At 64.8% G+C, this 15,319-nt stretch carries 19 protein-coding genes and 1 tRNA gene; 7 read left to right on the top strand and 13 right to left on the bottom strand.

Going from position 1 to position 15,319, the window contains the following annotated elements:
* Position 1: 1 nt before the first annotated feature.
* Complete coding sequence (locus K3U94_RS16465) at positions 2-889, bottom strand: MlaE family ABC transporter permease (protein ID WP_434084875.1); 888 nt, start codon at positions 887-889, stop codon at positions 2-4.
* 4 nt (positions 890-893) lie between these two features.
* The gene (locus K3U94_RS16460) at positions 894-1,127 is read right to left on the bottom strand and encodes a hypothetical protein (protein ID WP_412178193.1); all 234 of its coding nucleotides are present in this window, start codon (positions 1,125-1,127) and stop codon (positions 894-896) included.
* A 420-nt stretch (positions 1,128-1,547) separates the two neighbouring features.
* On the opposite strand from K3U94_RS16460, the gene K3U94_RS16455 reads away from it, so the two are divergent.
* The 3 genes from K3U94_RS16455 (at position 1,548) to K3U94_RS16445 (ending at position 2,494) form a co-directional block, all read left to right on the top strand.
* A tRNA-Met gene (locus K3U94_RS16455) sits at positions 1,548-1,621 on the top strand.
* A 235-nt stretch (positions 1,622-1,856) separates the two neighbouring features.
* Positions 1,857-2,189: a DUF433 domain-containing protein gene (locus tag K3U94_RS16450; RefSeq protein WP_220694405.1), complete on the top strand. Its 333-nt coding sequence runs from the start codon at positions 1,857-1,859 to the stop codon at positions 2,187-2,189.
* Positions 2,186-2,494 carry a DUF5615 family PIN-like protein gene (locus K3U94_RS16445; RefSeq protein WP_220694404.1) on the top strand — a complete coding sequence of 103 codons (309 nt, stop codon included), beginning with the start codon at positions 2,186-2,188 and terminating at the stop codon, positions 2,492-2,494. The genes K3U94_RS16450 and K3U94_RS16445 overlap by 4 nt, the downstream gene beginning before the upstream one ends.
* A gap of 214 nt (positions 2,495-2,708) precedes the next feature.
* Here the strand turns inward: K3U94_RS16445 and K3U94_RS16440 are convergent, their stop codons facing one another.
* From K3U94_RS16440 to K3U94_RS16430, 3 genes are all read right to left on the bottom strand, one after another.
* Entirely contained in the window at positions 2,709-2,912 is a 204-nt protein-coding gene (locus tag K3U94_RS16440; protein WP_047318938.1) for a cold-shock protein, read from the bottom strand.
* Positions 2,913-3,127: 215 nt separating this feature from the next.
* On the bottom strand, positions 3,128-3,832 hold the full coding sequence (locus K3U94_RS16435) for a mycothiol-dependent nitroreductase Rv2466c family protein (RefSeq protein WP_434084874.1): 705 nt from the start codon (positions 3,830-3,832) through the stop codon (positions 3,128-3,130).
* Positions 3,832-4,632: a maleylpyruvate isomerase family mycothiol-dependent enzyme gene (locus K3U94_RS16430; protein ID WP_230987167.1), complete on the bottom strand. Its 801-nt coding sequence runs from the start codon at positions 4,630-4,632 to the stop codon at positions 3,832-3,834. Before K3U94_RS16430 ends, K3U94_RS16435 begins: the two co-directional genes overlap by 1 nt.
* Positions 4,633-4,746: 114 nt before the next feature.
* Between K3U94_RS16430 and K3U94_RS16425 the strand changes: the two genes are divergently transcribed.
* Positions 4,747-5,364, top strand: a complete 618-nt coding sequence (locus tag K3U94_RS16425; RefSeq protein WP_220694401.1) for a TetR/AcrR family transcriptional regulator — start codon at positions 4,747-4,749, stop codon at positions 5,362-5,364.
* Positions 5,365-5,367: 3 nt separating this feature from the next.
* On the opposite strand, the gene K3U94_RS16420 is transcribed toward K3U94_RS16425, so the two are convergent.
* The 3 genes from K3U94_RS16420 to K3U94_RS16410 all read right to left on the bottom strand — a co-directional run bounded on the left by K3U94_RS16420 (position 5,368) and on the right by K3U94_RS16410 (position 9,288).
* The gene (locus K3U94_RS16420) at positions 5,368-6,789 is read right to left on the bottom strand and encodes a TIGR00366 family protein (RefSeq protein WP_230987165.1); all 1,422 of its coding nucleotides are present in this window, start codon (positions 6,787-6,789) and stop codon (positions 5,368-5,370) included.
* Positions 6,790-6,877: 88 nt separating this feature from the next.
* Complete coding sequence (locus K3U94_RS16415; protein ID WP_052956830.1) at positions 6,878-7,465, bottom strand: TetR/AcrR family transcriptional regulator; 588 nt, start codon at positions 7,463-7,465, stop codon at positions 6,878-6,880.
* Positions 7,462-9,288 carry a flavin-containing monooxygenase gene (locus tag K3U94_RS16410; RefSeq protein WP_220694400.1) on the bottom strand — a complete coding sequence of 609 codons (1,827 nt, stop codon included), beginning with the start codon at positions 9,286-9,288 and terminating at the stop codon, positions 7,462-7,464. Before K3U94_RS16410 ends, K3U94_RS16415 begins: the two co-directional genes overlap by 4 nt.
* 135 nt (positions 9,289-9,423) lie before the next feature.
* Between K3U94_RS16410 and K3U94_RS16405 the strand changes: the two genes are divergently transcribed.
* A complete protein-coding gene (locus tag K3U94_RS16405; protein ID WP_286672156.1) occupies positions 9,424-9,927 on the top strand; it encodes an STM3941 family protein in 504 nt (167 codons plus the stop codon).
* A gap of 74 nt (positions 9,928-10,001) precedes the next feature.
* Entirely contained in the window at positions 10,002-10,757 is a 756-nt protein-coding gene (locus K3U94_RS16400) for a DUF1295 domain-containing protein (protein ID WP_047318942.1), read from the top strand.
* Positions 10,758-10,769: 12 nt separating this feature from the next.
* On the opposite strand, the gene K3U94_RS16395 is transcribed toward K3U94_RS16400, so the two are convergent.
* The 5 genes from K3U94_RS16395 to K3U94_RS16375 form a co-directional block, all read right to left on the bottom strand.
* Entirely contained in the window at positions 10,770-11,591 is an 822-nt protein-coding gene (locus K3U94_RS16395; protein ID WP_220694398.1) for a nuclear transport factor 2 family protein, read from the bottom strand.
* A 54-nt stretch (positions 11,592-11,645) separates the two neighbouring features.
* A complete protein-coding gene (locus tag K3U94_RS16390) occupies positions 11,646-12,041 on the bottom strand; it encodes a type II toxin-antitoxin system VapC family toxin (protein WP_220694397.1) in 396 nt (131 codons plus the stop codon).
* Positions 12,032-12,253 carry a type II toxin-antitoxin system Phd/YefM family antitoxin gene (locus K3U94_RS16385; RefSeq protein WP_230987163.1) on the bottom strand — a complete coding sequence of 74 codons (222 nt, stop codon included), beginning with the start codon at positions 12,251-12,253 and terminating at the stop codon, positions 12,032-12,034. Before K3U94_RS16385 ends, K3U94_RS16390 begins: the two co-directional genes overlap by 10 nt.
* A 45-nt stretch (positions 12,254-12,298) precedes the next feature.
* Positions 12,299-12,709, bottom strand: coding sequence for a DUF7715 family protein (locus tag K3U94_RS24430; RefSeq protein ID WP_220694396.1), 411 nt, complete (start codon positions 12,707-12,709; stop codon positions 12,299-12,301).
* 543 nt (positions 12,710-13,252) lie between these two features.
* Positions 13,253-14,227 carry an NADPH:quinone oxidoreductase family protein gene (locus tag K3U94_RS16375; RefSeq protein WP_220694395.1) on the bottom strand — a complete coding sequence of 325 codons (975 nt, stop codon included), beginning with the start codon at positions 14,225-14,227 and terminating at the stop codon, positions 13,253-13,255.
* A 99-nt stretch (positions 14,228-14,326) separates the two neighbouring features.
* Here K3U94_RS16375 and K3U94_RS16370 point away from each other — a divergent pair, with 99 nt between their 5' ends.
* Entirely contained in the window at positions 14,327-15,313 is a 987-nt protein-coding gene (locus K3U94_RS16370; protein WP_220694394.1) for an alpha/beta fold hydrolase, read from the top strand.
* The last annotated feature ends 6 nt before the right edge of the window (positions 15,314-15,319 follow it).

Here is a 15,319-nt window from a genome sequence, read left to right as displayed (position 1 = left end):
TCTACAGCGCCTGCCGCGGGAACAGGATCACGTAGAGCTGGCTCATCACAACGTTGACGAACATCAGCAGCAGGATCGACTCGACCACTGCGGCGTTCACCGAGTTGGCGACTCCGGCAGGCCCGCCATGGCTGTCGAGGCCCTTCTGGCAGCTCACGATCGCGACGATCATCCCGAAGACAATGGATTTGGCGAACGCCAGCCACATGTCCCCGACGTCGGAGAACGAGGAGAAGGTCGCGATGAACGAGCCCGCGGTCCCGTTCTGCAGGAACACGTTGAAGATGTAGCCGGCGACGTAGCCGACGAAAAACGTGATGCCGGTGAGCAGTACGCCGACGGTCATCAGTGCGGCCAGCCGCGGAACCACCAGGCGCCGCACCGGCGACACCCCCATGACCTCCATCGCCTGGATCTCTTCGCGCATGGTCCGCGATCCCAGGTCGGCACAGACCGCGGAGCCCACAGCCACCGCCAGCAGCATCGCGGCCACCAAGGGGGCGGCCTGGCGGATGATCACCAGTCCGGTAGCCGCACCGGCGAGCGAGGAGGCGCCGACTTGGCCGGCCAGCACGCTGAACTGGATCGAGAGTGTCACACCCACCGGGATGGTGACGAAAACCGTTGGCAGGAAAGCGGCGCTGGCCACGAACGCCGTCTGGTCGATGAACTCACCGACCAGGAACCGTCCGCGAGACAGATCGGCGAACAGGTACTGGATGGCCCGGACCCCGAGCACCACCTGGCTGCCACCGGTGCCCAGCGACTGGATCGGGTGGTTCTTCAGGTACTGCAGGAGCCAGTCGGTCACGGACCGTAGGCCCGGCCGGCCGGATATCTGTTGGTCAGCGAGGTGGATCAGGCGCCGCGTCGATTCCGATACAGACATCGGGTCACTGCATGCAGACATTGGAGACCAGCAGCACCGGCCACGACACGATCGACCCGAGGAAGGACACCACCAGGTCCAGACCTTGCAAGTCGTGCAGGTGAGCGGTGTGGGTCAACGACCAGATCAGCCCGATGATCAGGTAGGGCGTACCGAGGATCAGGCCCAGCCCGATCAGTTCTCCGACACTCATCCGGTAGCTCAGTAGGCGGCCTATGCCGTCGACGATTCCAGGCATCCGTAGCCTCTCCCGACTCTGTGGGCCCGCCGTGGGCGACGGGGATGTGATGCAGGACTCAATTGGCGCTGTGCGAGCAGCATGCCACGCAGGATCGGGCGCTGCAAGACAAAAGTTAATTTTGGTTTCCCGCTAACTCGGACTTTCGGGCGTCGGCGGTTGGGCTGGCGCGTCGGGAGTCTCGGCCTTTCAGGCGCGGCTTGGCTACGACGATATGGCTGTGAACTGCGTATATATCGGCAAGGCCGGGCGGATGCGGGTGGCGTGACGAGGCGGTGCGGCGGTAGCGGCGGTCCGTCCAGAAGCGGTGTTTTGTTAATTTGGGTTACCGGCTGATTGTGGGCCGCTGGTCCCCGCGGCGACGCTGGCCGCAGGCGATTTGGTGCCCGGGCCATCGTTCGGTAACCTCGTAGATACCGACGCGGGGTGGAGCAGCTCGGTAGCTCGCTGGGCTCATAACCCAGAGGTCGCAGGTTCGAATCCTGTCCCCGCTACTAGCGAAAATGCCCCTTCAGGCCCCGGCCTGAAGGGGCATTTTTCATGGGCTTGGGAACGCGTTTGGGAACGTCGTCCTCGCCAATCGCTACATCTGCCAGTTGAAGCACTTGCCACCACGTCGAACAAAGGGCCTCGGCTTGGGCGCAACGCGGAGAGGGCCCAGTGGGCGGGCGAACCAGGAGGCCCGATGGGTGCGTGCCGGTACTCTGAGGGGAAGAGAGGTGCGACGCGATGACCGTAGCAGCCATCGAGCCCGAGCCGGTGCCGCTGGTTCGAGACCAGGCCGGTCGGTTGATGGTGCCCGGCACCCGCATCTCTCTCGACATCTTGGTGGCCGACTTCAAGCAGGGCAAGACCCCGGAGGCGGTTCACGATTCGTACCAGACGGTGTCTCTCGCTGACGTGTACGCGATTTTCGCCTACTACCTGCGCCACCGTGCCGAGGTAGAGGCTTACATCGCCGAGCAGGAACGTGAAGGCGTGCAGATTCAGGAACGGATCGAGGCCGAGTACCCGCTCAACGATGGACTGCGCGCCAAGTTGCTGGCCCGGCTAGCGACGTGAGTCCGCGGTTCCTGGCCGACGAGAACATCGACTCCGATCTCGTTTTGGGACTGCGTCGCCGCGTCGACGACATCGACATCCTCCGGGTGCAAGATGTTGGACTCCGTACCGTGGGTGACCCTGCGATCCTGCAGTGGGCGGCCGACGAGGGCCGGATCTTGATCAGTCGCGACCTCAAAACCATCCCAGGCTTCGTGGGCGACCGACTGGCCGCCGGGTTGCCGATGCCCGGCGTCATCCTTCTGCGTTCAAGACTGGACGCCGAGGAGTGGAACAACCAGATCGCCTACCTCCCGCTTCGCTAAGACGGCGGAGGCAAAGGTCAGAACCGGGCGCCGCTGACACGCTCCGGTTAAGAATCCAGATTCCGAGCCGGGCCGAGTGCATCAAACCCGGGGCGATTCAACAGCACGTCGTGGCAATAACCCCAATAACCCAGGATGGACGTCCAGCGCACCGATCACAAAAAAGGCTGTCGCAGCTTGCGCCGCGACAGCCTTTTGAAGTCTGCGTGTTCGATCAGATTACCGAAACGCCCACAGCCTGTGGACCTTTCGCGCCCTGCTCCACATCAAACTGGACCCGAGCGTTCTCTTCGAGGGTGCGGAATCCGCCACCACTGATCTCCGAGTAGTGGACGAAGACGTCCGGCGCTCCGCCATCCGGGGCGATGAAGCCGAAGCCCTTTTCGCCGTTGAACCACTTCACAGTGCCCTGTGTCATTACTTAACTTCTCTCATTTCCAAGCACATCAAGCACGATGTGCGTCACCAACGCTAGCACGGATTGCCTGGGTCACGAGTAGGGAATGAATGTCCTTGCCGGAAGCCTAAAACTGCCGCTACGCGGCACCCCCACGTCGCCGTCGCCTCATTCGGATAAGCCCGCCGTGTTTCTTCAGAGCCTGACCATGTTCGCGATTGGCGACGTTGCTTGTGTCAGCCCTCAGCCTCGTGGGCGGTGAAGGTGACCACCTCTCCGCGGTTGATCGACACCCAGTCGCGGGCCTCCAGATACGGCCGGAATGTCTCAGCGATGTGCTGTTCGTCGGCAGGAGTCTTCGGCCGCTGCAGTTCGTAAAGATGCGGAAACTCGGTCCAGCTGACAACGGCGTCCCACAGCCGCACCGCTGCTTGGCCGGTGGGCGGGTCGACGAGCACCGGACCGAATAGGCACTGCCCGTCGGGAAAGAACAGCGTCGGAACTCCGTAGCCGCTGGCGGCGACGACGCGTTGATGATCGGCCAGAACTTCGTCACTGGTCGTCGGGTCGGCGATCGCCTGGTCGACGAGCCCGGGATCGAACCCGAGTTCTTCCAGCAGGTGGCGGGCGACCGCCTTGTCGTGCGGCTTGTGGCCCTCGACGTGCAAAGCGCGGCCGGCACGTTCGTACCACGCGTCGACGTCCGCCATGCGACCGCGACGCAGCAGGGCGCCGACTCGCATCATCGACCAGCCATAGGACCACTCCCGTTCCCAGGGATGCTTCTTGCCTTCTCGGCGGTTGATCTCCTCCAGACTGAAGAAGCGCCAGTTCACCGTCAGGCCCGTGAGGTCTCGGACCTCGCGGATCCACCGTGAGGTCTGGTAGGCGTAAGGGCACATGACGTCGAAGTGGAAGTCGACAGATTCCGGACGGCTCATCACATCGTGAACCTCAGGTTGCGGGCGGCGCGGTCACCGAGTTCCTCGTCGCCGGTCCACGTCACCGTGCCGGAGTCGATCTGGGCTTGCGGGTCGATACGTCCGCACGCCAGTTGGATGAACGTCGTGGAATCGGTGCTCAGCGTGACATCCGGATCGGTCAGGTGGTCAACGGCCCTGGCGCGGCCGTCCACGGCGACGTGCAACTGGCGCGTGAGCGGTCCGGTCAGGTCAAAGGTGATGCTCTTGCCGTCGGGAAGGCCCACCTTTTTGCCGACGATGTAGCCCAGCGACCCTGCCACCTCAGCCAGCGCGATCTCGGCGCCGATGCCGGTGTCGTCGGTCTTGCGGCCGAGCGGAGTGGCGATGTCGCGCTCGTGCACCCAGAAGTCGAAGACCCGGATCTCCAGGAACCGCCCGTAGGTGCTGGGACCGACCGGAGTCCACGACGGCCGTTCGAGATCGGCGTCGGTGAGTGCGGCCAGGTCACGGCGCCGATGGTCATAGACCGCGCGGATCACCTCGAGATAGGCGGCACCCTGGGTGTCGGCCTCGCGCAGAAAATCCGCGGCCTTCTGGAACGGCGGCGGCGTCTGGTCATCCTCGGGCAGCCACCCCGCCATCACCGCTTCGATGCTGGTGACGTGGTTGACCACGTCGCGGACCGTCCAGTCTGGACACAGGGACTGAGCGTCCCACTCAGCGTCGCCGAGTTCGGCGCAGAGGGCTTCCATCGCGGCATAGCAGCCCTGCAGGGCGGCGGTAATCCTGCCCACGCCGCTGGTTTCCGATGTCTTCAACGCCGTCTTCTCCTTTGCGGCCATGCTTCCGCCACGAGCATGTGACAAATAGTAATAAATGTCAAGAGATAAGAACATTGGATGAATAATGTCGTCAGAGATAGACTGCTGCCCGTGGCTGTCGTGGATCTGCGTGCGGAAACTCGTGCGTTCGGACGTGCGCGGCTGCGCGAACTCGCCCTGGACGAGACTCGTGCAGTCGCGCTTGAGCAGGGTTGGTCGGCGGTGCGGATGGGGTCGATCGCAAAGGCCATCGGCATCAGCCGCCAGAGCCTGCACGCTGAGTTCGGCACCAAAGATGACCTGGGAGACGCTCTCGTCCAGCGCGAAACGTCGACCTTCTTCGAAGGTATCCGTGAACTGCTCGAACAACATCCAGGTGACCTCGCCGGCGCAGTGCAACACGCCGGCTACTACGTCCTCGATGTCACGCAGGACAATCCGCTGCTGCAGACGATCCTCACCCGCACACCGGCTCACGGCGACGTATCTCTGCTGCCCTTGATCACCACGCGAGGGGAACCGTTGATCGACCGTGGCGTGGAACTGTTCGGCGCTTGGGTGGTCGGCCAGTGGCCATCGTTGAGTCCCGCCGACACGCGTCTGATGGTCGAAAGCGTTGTGCGCCTTTCGCTGAGCCACATCGTGACGTCCACCAAACCAGCCGCCGACGCGGCTGCGGATCTGGCACGGCTGGCCTGTCGGTGCGTAGGCTTCCCCGATCCCGAATGACGCTCAGATCGCCCACGGCGCAATCAAGGTCATCGCCCCCAGGACCACCAGCCCGATGACGAACGCCACAACCGTAAAGCCCATGACCTGGCGGACATTGAGCTTCGCGATGGCCAACAGTGGCAGCAGCCAGAACGGCTGGATCATGTTCGCCACGCCCTCGCCGACGGCAACGGCCATGGAGACCAGGCCGAGATAGGCGGGTGACTGTTGGCCGATCGCCAGTGCAGAGTCGACGGCGATCGGGCCCTGCACCGCCCAGTGCCCACCGCCGGACGGCACGAACAGGCTGATGATCACCGAGCCGACGAACGTCAGGAAGGGCAGCGTGTACTCCGTCGCGCCATTCACCAGGGTCTGGGCCAGCAGCGTCTGCAGCGGCTTGGCGTCCTCGGTGCCCTGATACGCCAACAGCCCCACCAGGCCGCCGTACAGCGGATATTGCAACAGCAGCGGGCCGGATACCTTCGCGGCACCGGTGAAGGCCCGGATGAACCGGATCGGTGTGCGGTGCAGCAGGGCGCTGGTGATGGTGAACAGCATGATCATCGAGGAAATATTCAGCGCGAAACCACTGGCCACGAAATACGTTATGCCCGCGGCGAACAGCAGCACGTTGAGGATCCACTGATTCTCCAGCCATTCGGCAAACGTCGTGCTGGCCGGTGTCTCAACGGCCTCCTCGTCTTCGAACACCGCGGGGTCGGGGGATAGGCCTTCGGACGGCTCCATCCGCCACACGGCGAGCGCGAGCACCGCCAACACGATGATCGCCGACAGCCAGCTGTACGGCTGGAAGATGGTCTGGCTCAACGGTACGTTGAATCCGGCGATCTGGTGGATCACGTTGATGGGGCTGCCGGCATCGGTGTTCGCCAGCGCGATCGATGACGAGAGGCCCTGTGTCCAGACGATGAAGCCCATGAACGCCGCGGCGATCAGGTAGCCGAAATGCGAGCCGGGGAAACGTCGCGCCACTTGCCGGGCGACCAGCGCACCGGCTACCAGTCCCAGGCCCCAATTCAGCAGGGACAGAACGGCACTGACGGTGAAACAGAGTAACGCCCCCTGCGCCTGGCTGCGCGGCATCGCCGCGACGCGGACGATGGTCCGCTTCAGCGCCGGCGCCTCGGCCAGCGTGTAGCCCGTCACGAGGATCAGCACCATCTGGAACGCGAACGTGAAGATGTTCTGCTGCCCCCACACGCCGCCGTACCACGCCTGCAGCATGCCGCTCGCCGACGCTCCGCGTACCAGCGCAGCGACCATGCCGGCGACGATCAGCGTGAGGATCATCGCGAACAGATACGGGTCGGGCATCAGGCGTTCGACATAGCGCACACTGAGCCCGGTGAGCGATTGCATGACGCCGCGACGTGCTGTCGGTTGCTCGGTCATCGCGCCTTGTGGCCGTAGCTCGGTCATCGCGCCAACCTCTCGTCTGAGCCGCTCGCACCGCGATCGCTCGTGCGTTGTGCCACGATAAATGCCGCGGCGGCTCGGGCCGGCGTTTTCAGCGCATGGTGGCGTGCAGCGCGTCGGTCATCGCCTCGATGGCCGCCTCGCGCTCCAGCGGCCAGCCGTCGACCAGCCACAGGTGCATGAAGGAATCGACCATGGTGTACATCATCGCGATCGCCAGCCGCAGCTGGGCCTCGGTGGCACCGGGCATGGCGTCGGCCTCGATCCACTCGGTGACGTTGGCCTCCATGGTGGCTCGGTGCGCCGCGGCGAACTCCGGGTCGGCCGCCCGAGCTTGATGCAGCGCCATGTAGAGCTGCGGCGCGGAAGTGTAGAAGTCGACCACCTTCTCGAAGAAGGCCTTGATGGACGGCCGTCCCGATCTGCCGCCACGCGGCGCGTCCTGCTGGGCCCAGACGGTCATCCGGGTGTTACGCAGTTCGCGCAGCACCGCTGCCTTGGAGTCGAAATGGAGGTAGAACGTCGCCCGCCCGATCCCGGCTCGGCGCACGATGTCGTCGATCGTCACCGCGACGTAACCGCGTTCGGCGAACGCCTCCAGCGCGGCGGCCATGATGTGGTCGCGGGTCATGATGCGGTGCCGGTCGCGCATCGTGAGTTTCGGTGCGGTGGTGGTCATGCCAAGTTCACCCCCTCCAACTGGCCAGTCGAACGCCACTTCTCCAGCATGTCAAAGAATTCGACGGGTTTGCCGCCGAAGTTGGTCGACAGCATGCCGTGCGGATTTTCCTTATCGCCTTCGGAACTGAGGTAGCTCGGCGTGCATTCGGCGTAGAAGGCCTTGGGCTTCTCCGAGGCTTCGTCCATCGCGGCCAACCACTGGTCCTCGGCGGCCTTGGTGGCCTCGATGGTGCGCGCGCCGCGCTGCACGAACGTGCTGACCAGATAAGCGAAATGGCGGGCCCGTTCCTCGGCGGTGTGGGTGTAGTTGGGGGAGACCCCGGACTGGGTGTAGCCGAGAAAGAAGCAGTTGGGGAAGCCGTGGGTCTGCAGGCCGTGCAGAGTTCGCATGCCCTTGGCCCATTTGTCGCTCAACCGGACGTCATCGCGGCCGACGATTTCGAAGCCCAGCCGGCGGGTGAACTCGGTGCCCACCTCGAAGCCGGTCGCGAACACCAGAGCGTCGAGTTCGTACTCGACGCCGTCGACGACGACGGCGGTCTCGGTGAACCGTTCGACGCCGCGTCCATCGGTGTCGACCAGCGTGACGTTGTCCCGGTTGAACGTGTCGAGGTACTGGTCGTGGTAGCCGGGGCGTTTGCAGTTCAACCGGTACCACGGCTTGAGCGATTCGGCGGTCTTGCGGTCGCGCACCGTTTCGTCGATCCGGGCGCGCAGCCGTTCCATCGCCACATAGTCGGCGTGGAACAGGAAATCGGCGATCTCCTCGGGCGTCATCTCTCGGCCGAGGCGCTGGGTCTCCCGCAACACCGCGGGCTCGCTCAGTTCGAGGGCCTTCTGCGTCCAGCCGTCGTTGGTGAGATCGAGGTCCATCTCCACCCCGCAGGTGACGCGGGTGAAGTTCTCCATGCGCTCGCGCTGCCAGCCCGGCTTCAGCGATGCCGCCCACTGCGGGTCGGTGGGCCGGTTGCCTCGCACCGAGACCGTGCTCGGGGTGCGCTGGAAAACGTAGAGCTGCTGCGCCCACTCGCCGAGGTGCGGAATGCACTGCAGCCCTGTCGAACCGGTGCCGATGACGCCGACGCGCTTGTCGGCCAGTCTGGTCAGTCCACCGGATTCGTCGCCGCCGGTGTAGCCGAAATCCCAGCGGCTGGTGTGAAAGGTGTGTCCGCGGAACTCGTTGATGCCCGGAATGCCCGGCAGTTTCGGCCGGGTGAGTGATCCGGGTGAGACGGCGACCAGGGTGGCGGTGAACGCGTCGCCGCGATCGGTGCTGATCTGCCAGCGTTTGGCCGTTTCGTCCCAGCGCAAGTCGGTGACAGTGGTGCCCAGCAACGCGTTGTCGTAGAGGTGATAGTGCTTGGCCACGTTCTGCAGGTGCTCGCGGATCTCCCGGCCATGCGCGTAGCGCTCAGTGGGCACGTAGTTCAGCTCTTCGAGCAGCGGCAGATAGATGTAGGACTCGACATCGCACTGCACGCCGGGGTAGCGGTTCCAATACCAGGTGCCGCCGAAGTCGCCGGCGGTGTCGATCATCCGGATGTCGTCGATGCCGGACTCCTGGAGCCGGGCGGCGGCGATCAGGCTGCCCAGGCCGGCGCCGATGATCGCCACCTGGACGTGGTCGTGCACCGGGTCGCGTTCGACGCGCTGTGTCCACGGGTCGTCGGCGTAGTGCGAGAAATCCGCGGTGACCTCGATGAACTGGCTCACGGCGTCGGGGCGCAGCCGTTTGTCGCGCTCGAGCGCGTACTTCGCGCGGACCCACTCGGGGTCGTACTCCGTCGGCTGAGGTCCCAGGGAGCTGGCCGCCTCTGGCATCTCCTCGTGCTCCTTGCGTCGTGAAACTCGCTGGACATAGTGTCCAGTGAACAGACTAGGTGATATTTTGCCAGATGGAACGTCTGATTTGTCCAGCTCCCCAGTACAGTTATCACCGTCGACAGGGGAGGTCGCATGCCATTCGAAGCGCATCCGGACCGACGCAAAATCGCCTCGATGCTCGCCATCGCATGGGCGTTCGTCCTGATCGGGGTGTGGTTGGCCGGGGGATTCGGGCCGGTCGAGTCGATTCGCGGCTGGTCACCGCAGGCCCTGCACGTCTTCGGATGGATCGCGATCGTCTTCTTCGGGTTCGGTGTGGCTGTGCTCGTGCCGAGGTTGTTCTCCTCCGGTGTCGAGGTCCGCATCGACAGCGAAGGTGTCTACCAGCGGCGCGGCGGGAGCCGGGTGATTCCGTGGGGCGCCGTCGAGCGCATCACGACCGTGGACGCCGGCCGGGTGCAGCTGGCGCACTTGTTCCTCAATGAAGCGTCCGCATTCGCGGGTCGTAGGCGGCTGGGGGCCAAATCCTTTGGCCACGTCACGCTGTCGCTGCAGGGCACCGACGGAAAGCTCAGCGACATGCGTGCGGCGTTCGACTACTTCGCGCCGGGCAGGCGGGACGATTCCGCGGGCTAGTCGCGCATCCGCAGGACGACGCCGCGGGCCCCATGTGCTAGTACTGCCTAGCATCCTGGATGAAAGGTTCCGCCATGGCCGGTCTGTATCACGCCGCTGTCGCCTTCCTGATCGTGTTGACGATCGTCACCTTCGCCAGCAGCTTTTGGTTCACCAACCCCTACGGCCGCTTCGCCAGTCCGGACGAGCGCTTCACGCTGCCAGGAAAGATCAGCTGGCTGATGTTCGAATGCCCTCAATGGTGGGCGTTTACCGTGACGTTCTGGCTCGTCGCGCATCAGCATGGCGCACCGGCGATCGTGTTGTACGCACTGTGGCAGTGCCACTACCTCTACCGCGGGTTGATCTATCCACTAAGCCGCAAGGGCGATGGCAAGCGTTTCCCCGTCTCCGGTATTGCCTTCGGCTTCATCTTCAACGCCGTCAACGGGTTCGCCAACGGCTACGCCGTGGCCCTGGCGCCGCACCTGCAGCAGGAGGGTTGGTTTGTCGACCCCCGCTTCATCGTGGGCCTCGCCGTGGCAGTGGTCGGCTGGGGGATCAACTTCCAGGCCGATCGCATCCTGATCGGCCTACGTGCCGATGGCAGCAGCGGGTACAGCATCCCCTACGGCGGGGTGTATCGCTGGGTGTCGTCGGGCAACTATTTCGGTGAGCTCATCTTGTGGACTGGCTGGGCGGTCATGGCCTGGACGTTGCCGGGCCTGATCTTCGTGTTCTTCTCGATCGCCAACCTGGGGCCCAGGGCGATGGCCACCCACAAGTGGTACCAGCAGCAGTTCCCCGACTACCCACCCGACCGCAAAGCGATCATCCCCGGCGTGCTGTAGCCGCGTGACGTCTCAGATATAGAGGCGGACAGCGGAAATCGCGCCCCGGTCGGCGGCGTCCTGAGAGAACTCGAACAATCCCACCCCGCGCCTGCCGTCGAGGTGCACAGTCGCAGTGACGGTATGCCCTGCCGCCAGGAGCTTTTCAACCTCGAGATGCTGTGCTGTTGAGACGAACTCGGCAACCGAGGTCTCCGAAACACCGTCCAGGCTCAGCGTGGCGTTCGGAGCCAGCAGTGCCGAAACCGCCGTCGCATCACCCTGCGCCAGCGCTGCGACAAAGTCGTCGACCCGACGCTTTCCGCGCTTTCGCACCCCGGAAAGTCCGCGCAGGAATCCGGCGCAGCCAGAAAGTCCCTGGTGACGAATCAGCTGGGGGCCCAGGATCACCGAGGCCAGCAGGCCGCGGCCACCAGAGGTCAGGAGCTGCCCGACCATCTTCTGCAGCTCCCAGTGCGCGAACAACCGCTGGATCTTCAGTGAGCCGTCCGGCCCCTGCGCGACCAGGTCATAGCGCAGGTGCATCGGGATATGCATGGTGACACCCGTCGACATCGTGGTGTGCACCGTGAGGTCTCGTAGCACCGACATGCCGGCGACCACATCGTGCTGCACATCAAAGGCGATGGTGTTCGGTGCGATGAAGGTGTCGAAGAAACGCCCGATGGCGGCCGTGCCGACGTGAGGAGTCGACCCGACCGGGTCGTTCACCTGCCCGTCGGCGGCGAAGATTGCCACCCACGCCGACTTGTCGTGCACTGCGACGGCTCTTGGCGACTGCTCGACGGCTTCGAGCAGTGCGCTGGCATTGTGCGGGGGACGTTGGTCTGGCATGGGGAGTCCTCTCGTTTCGAAAATCTCGGTACCGATCTGGAGACCCGTGAACGGTCACCACAACATAGGAACGCCGGCAAGGCCGGCGAATGCGGCATCACCGGTGATGAGGGTCATCGACTCGATGATCGCCTGGGCCGCCAGCATACGATCGAACGGGTCCCGATGATCCCAGTCGAGCCGTCCGGCCAGTAGTGCGTGTTCCTCGGTGATCGGCAGTCTGGTGGCGCCCAGGCGATCGAGATGCCGGGAATAGGCGCCAAGGATTGCATCTGCTTGAGGTAGCTTGCCCAGCCGCTGCTTGGTGGACAGTTCCCAGGCTGACACTGTCGACACGACGATGGGGACGGACCGATCGGTGAGGACTTTGCGGGCGTTGCGTCCCAGGCGGGCCGGGGCCGTGAGTGCCCACAGCACAGCGTGGGTGTCCAGCAGGTACGTCACTGCCATGCGGTGAGTTCTTCTTCGGGAAGTGGGTCGAAGAACTCCTCGGGAACCGCATAGGTGACGAAGCCGAGTTCGCGGTCGTCTTGACTGGCGAGGGGGACCAGGCGGGCGGCCGGGTGGTCGCCGCGGGCGATGACAAACTCCGCGCCGCCCTCGACGGCGGCGATCAGCGCAGACAGGTGTGTCTTCGCGTATTGGACCTTGACCTGCTTCATGACATCGATGCTAAGTAGTTGACCAAGGGTGGTCAACCAAGTTGGTCAACTAAGCGGGGAATGTGCGTGCGCGTGCTGCGGTCCGGCGGTCCGTGCCCGGAACTCGTCGAATTCGCGTTCAATGACTGTTCCGGTCGCGTGCACGGACGCGATGGCCAGATTGTCATCGATGACGGCTTCGGCCCACTCGGCTGGCCATCCGCCGTCGGCGAGGCTCATTCGCATCGCTGTGATGAGCTCGTCGCGAGTCAGTGACAGATCTGCCACCCGCGCTGTGGTGGTTGCTCGGTGGGACGCTGCGCCGGCGAAACCGCGACTGCATCCGCAACCGCCGTTGGGGTCTCGTCGATCTCGGTCGCAGGGCTCCTGGATCCATACGGGTTCACCTTCGACGCAGTAACAGTAGTCGCCGCTGCGGTCGCCTTGGGTGAGCGCTGTTGCTACAAGGACTCTCATGGGGCACCTCCTGGGTGGATGGCGCTGAGACTACGACTGGCCACCGACAGTCGCTGGCAAGCTGACCGACTTGTCGGACCCTGGATTTACCTTTCGGGCATGGGTTTTGGATGCTTACGTTGCCCGCACCTGCTACCGCGACGGATTGACGTCGGAGCCACCGCTGCCACGCAACCAGCTCACGATTGACGGTCGATCTCACTGGTCACGTTCACCAACGTCGAAACCGGCGATGCGGTCCGGGTGCAGTCATTCGGGATCGCCGAGAGGCTACGTTGGCCGGACGGCTCATACTCGAACAAGGACGCTGAGGGTGACCGATACCTGTGGCGCCACCCCGCAACGTTGTTCGTCTCCGAACGCAAGCGCATGGTCGCAGAGCTATGGGAATTGTTAGTACTGAAACGCCTTTTCGAGGCGTCGGTGCTCACTGGCAACCCAGTGGTGTGATGTTAGTGGGCGATGATGCAGTTCAGCATCTACGTTCCCGCCGCCGATCTTCTTGCGGCTGAAGCCGAGACACGCCGATATTTGTCTGAATGCCTAGTCCCGCATTCGCAGCACGACCTTGCCGGCCGCGGTGCGATTCTCCAGGGCCGCCAACGCATCCGCGGCCCGATCGAGGCCGAACACGTCGGGTTGCGGAGCGGCCACCTTCCCGGAGGCCAGCAGCGGCTCCAGAGCCTCCCATTGCCGCTCCAGCTCGCCCGGATGCGACATCACCCACGCTCCCCAACCGACGCCCACCACGTCGATGTTGTTGAGCAGCAGCCGGTTCACCTTCACCGTCGGGATGTCGCCACCGGTGAAGCCCACCACCAACAGCTTTCCGCCCGGGGCCAGCGAGCGCAGCGAATCGGTGAAACGGTCACCGCCCACCGGGTCGAGCACCAGGTCTACGCCACGCCCGCCCGTCAGCTCGGCCACCGCCTCGCGGAATCCGTCGGCGAGCACGGTGTCCGTCGCGCCGGCAGCCCGGGCCACTTCGGCTTTGGCCTCGGTGGAGACCACGGCGATCACCCGTGACGCCCCCAGCGGTCCGGCCAGTCGCAGCGTCGAGGTGCCGATGCCGCCGGCGGCGCCGTGCACCAGCACCGTGGCGCCTTCGGTCAGCTGCCCGCGCGTGGTCAGCGCGAACAGCACCGTCAGATCGTTGAACAGCAGCCCGGCGCCGGCCTCGAACGACACCCTGTCCGGCAGCTTGAACACCTGCGCGGCGGGCACCGCGATCACCTGCGCCATCCCGCCGTTGAGCATGGTCAATACCGCCACGCGGTCACCGGGGCGCACGTGCGCGTCGGCCGGAGCGCTGCGCACCACACCGGCCGCCTCGCCGCCCGGTACGAAGGGCAGCTCCGGCTTGTGCTGATAGAGCCCGCGGGACTGCAACACATCGGGAAACGCCACCCCGGCGGCGTGGATGTCGATGACCACCAGACCCTCGCCGGCCGGTTCGTCGAGATCGACGACCTGGGCAGCCGCCGGTCCCTCGAGTTGGGAAATCTGTACCGCGCGCATGGACGAACCCTTCGTCAGTAGTGCTTTCGGTGAAAACCTAGTCCACGCAGGCGTATGCTCGCGATGCGGCAGCGTTGCCGCATTTCCGATGAGGTGGCGATGAGTGCTCAACGGTCCAGTCGGCGGCGAAGTGCCGGCATCTTCCCGGCGGATTTGCCGCCGGCCCGCACCATGGCGGTCCGGGCGGCCGACGGAACCAAGCTGCACACCCAGGTCTTCGGGCCGGCAGACGGCTACCCGATCGTGCTGGCGCACGGCATCACCTGCGCGATCCGGGTGTGGGGACATCAGATTGCCGACCTGAGCGCCGATCACCGGGTGATCGCCTACGACCACCGCGGCCACGGACGCAGCGGCGTGCCCAAGCGCGGCGGATACAGCCTGACGCACCTGGCATCCGATCTGGACGCGGTGCTGGAGGCCACCCTGGCGCCGGGAGAGCGCGCCGTGATCGCCGGACACTCGATGGGCGGCATGGCGATCAGCGCCTGGTCGGACCGCTACCGGCACCGAGTGCACGAGCGTGCCGACGCGGTAGCGCTGATCAACACCACCATCGGCAACCTGCTGGCCGAGGTCGAACTGTTTCAGGTGCCGCCGCCACTGCAGCGGGCCCGGGTGGAGGCGGCTCGTCGCGGGTTGCTGGCGTTTGGCAACGTGCCGATCGTCGGCCCGGCGAACCTGGCGGTTCGGCGATTCGTGCACATGCTTGCCGTCGGCGGTGCGGCCGATCCCTCTGTAACGTCGTTGATCTGCGACCTGTTCGCCAAGACGCCGGCCGCCAGCCGCGGCCACTGGGTGCGGGCGCTCATCGACGCGCTCGGTCCGGCGTCCTTCATCGACCTCGACGGTCTGACCGTGCCTACCCTTGTCATCGGCAGCACCCGTGACCGGCTGTTGCCGCTATTGGCCTCACAGCGGATCGCCGACGCCGCACCCAATCTCGCCCGCTTCGTCGAGCTCAGCGGGGGACACTGCTCGATCCTTGAACACCCTGCTCCGGTGAACCGGGAGCTTCGCGACCTGGTGGACTTGGCTACCGGATCCGCGAGTGACGTAGCCGTCGGGTCCGAGATCGGTTCGTAGGGGCTT

Source organism: Mycolicibacter heraklionensis, from assembly GCF_019645815.1.
GTDB lineage: Bacteria > Actinomycetota > Actinomycetes > Mycobacteriales > Mycobacteriaceae > Mycobacterium > Mycobacterium heraklionense.
The sequence above is the reverse complement of the archived record's forward strand: the minus strand, read 5'-3'. Positions and strand labels throughout refer to the sequence as shown.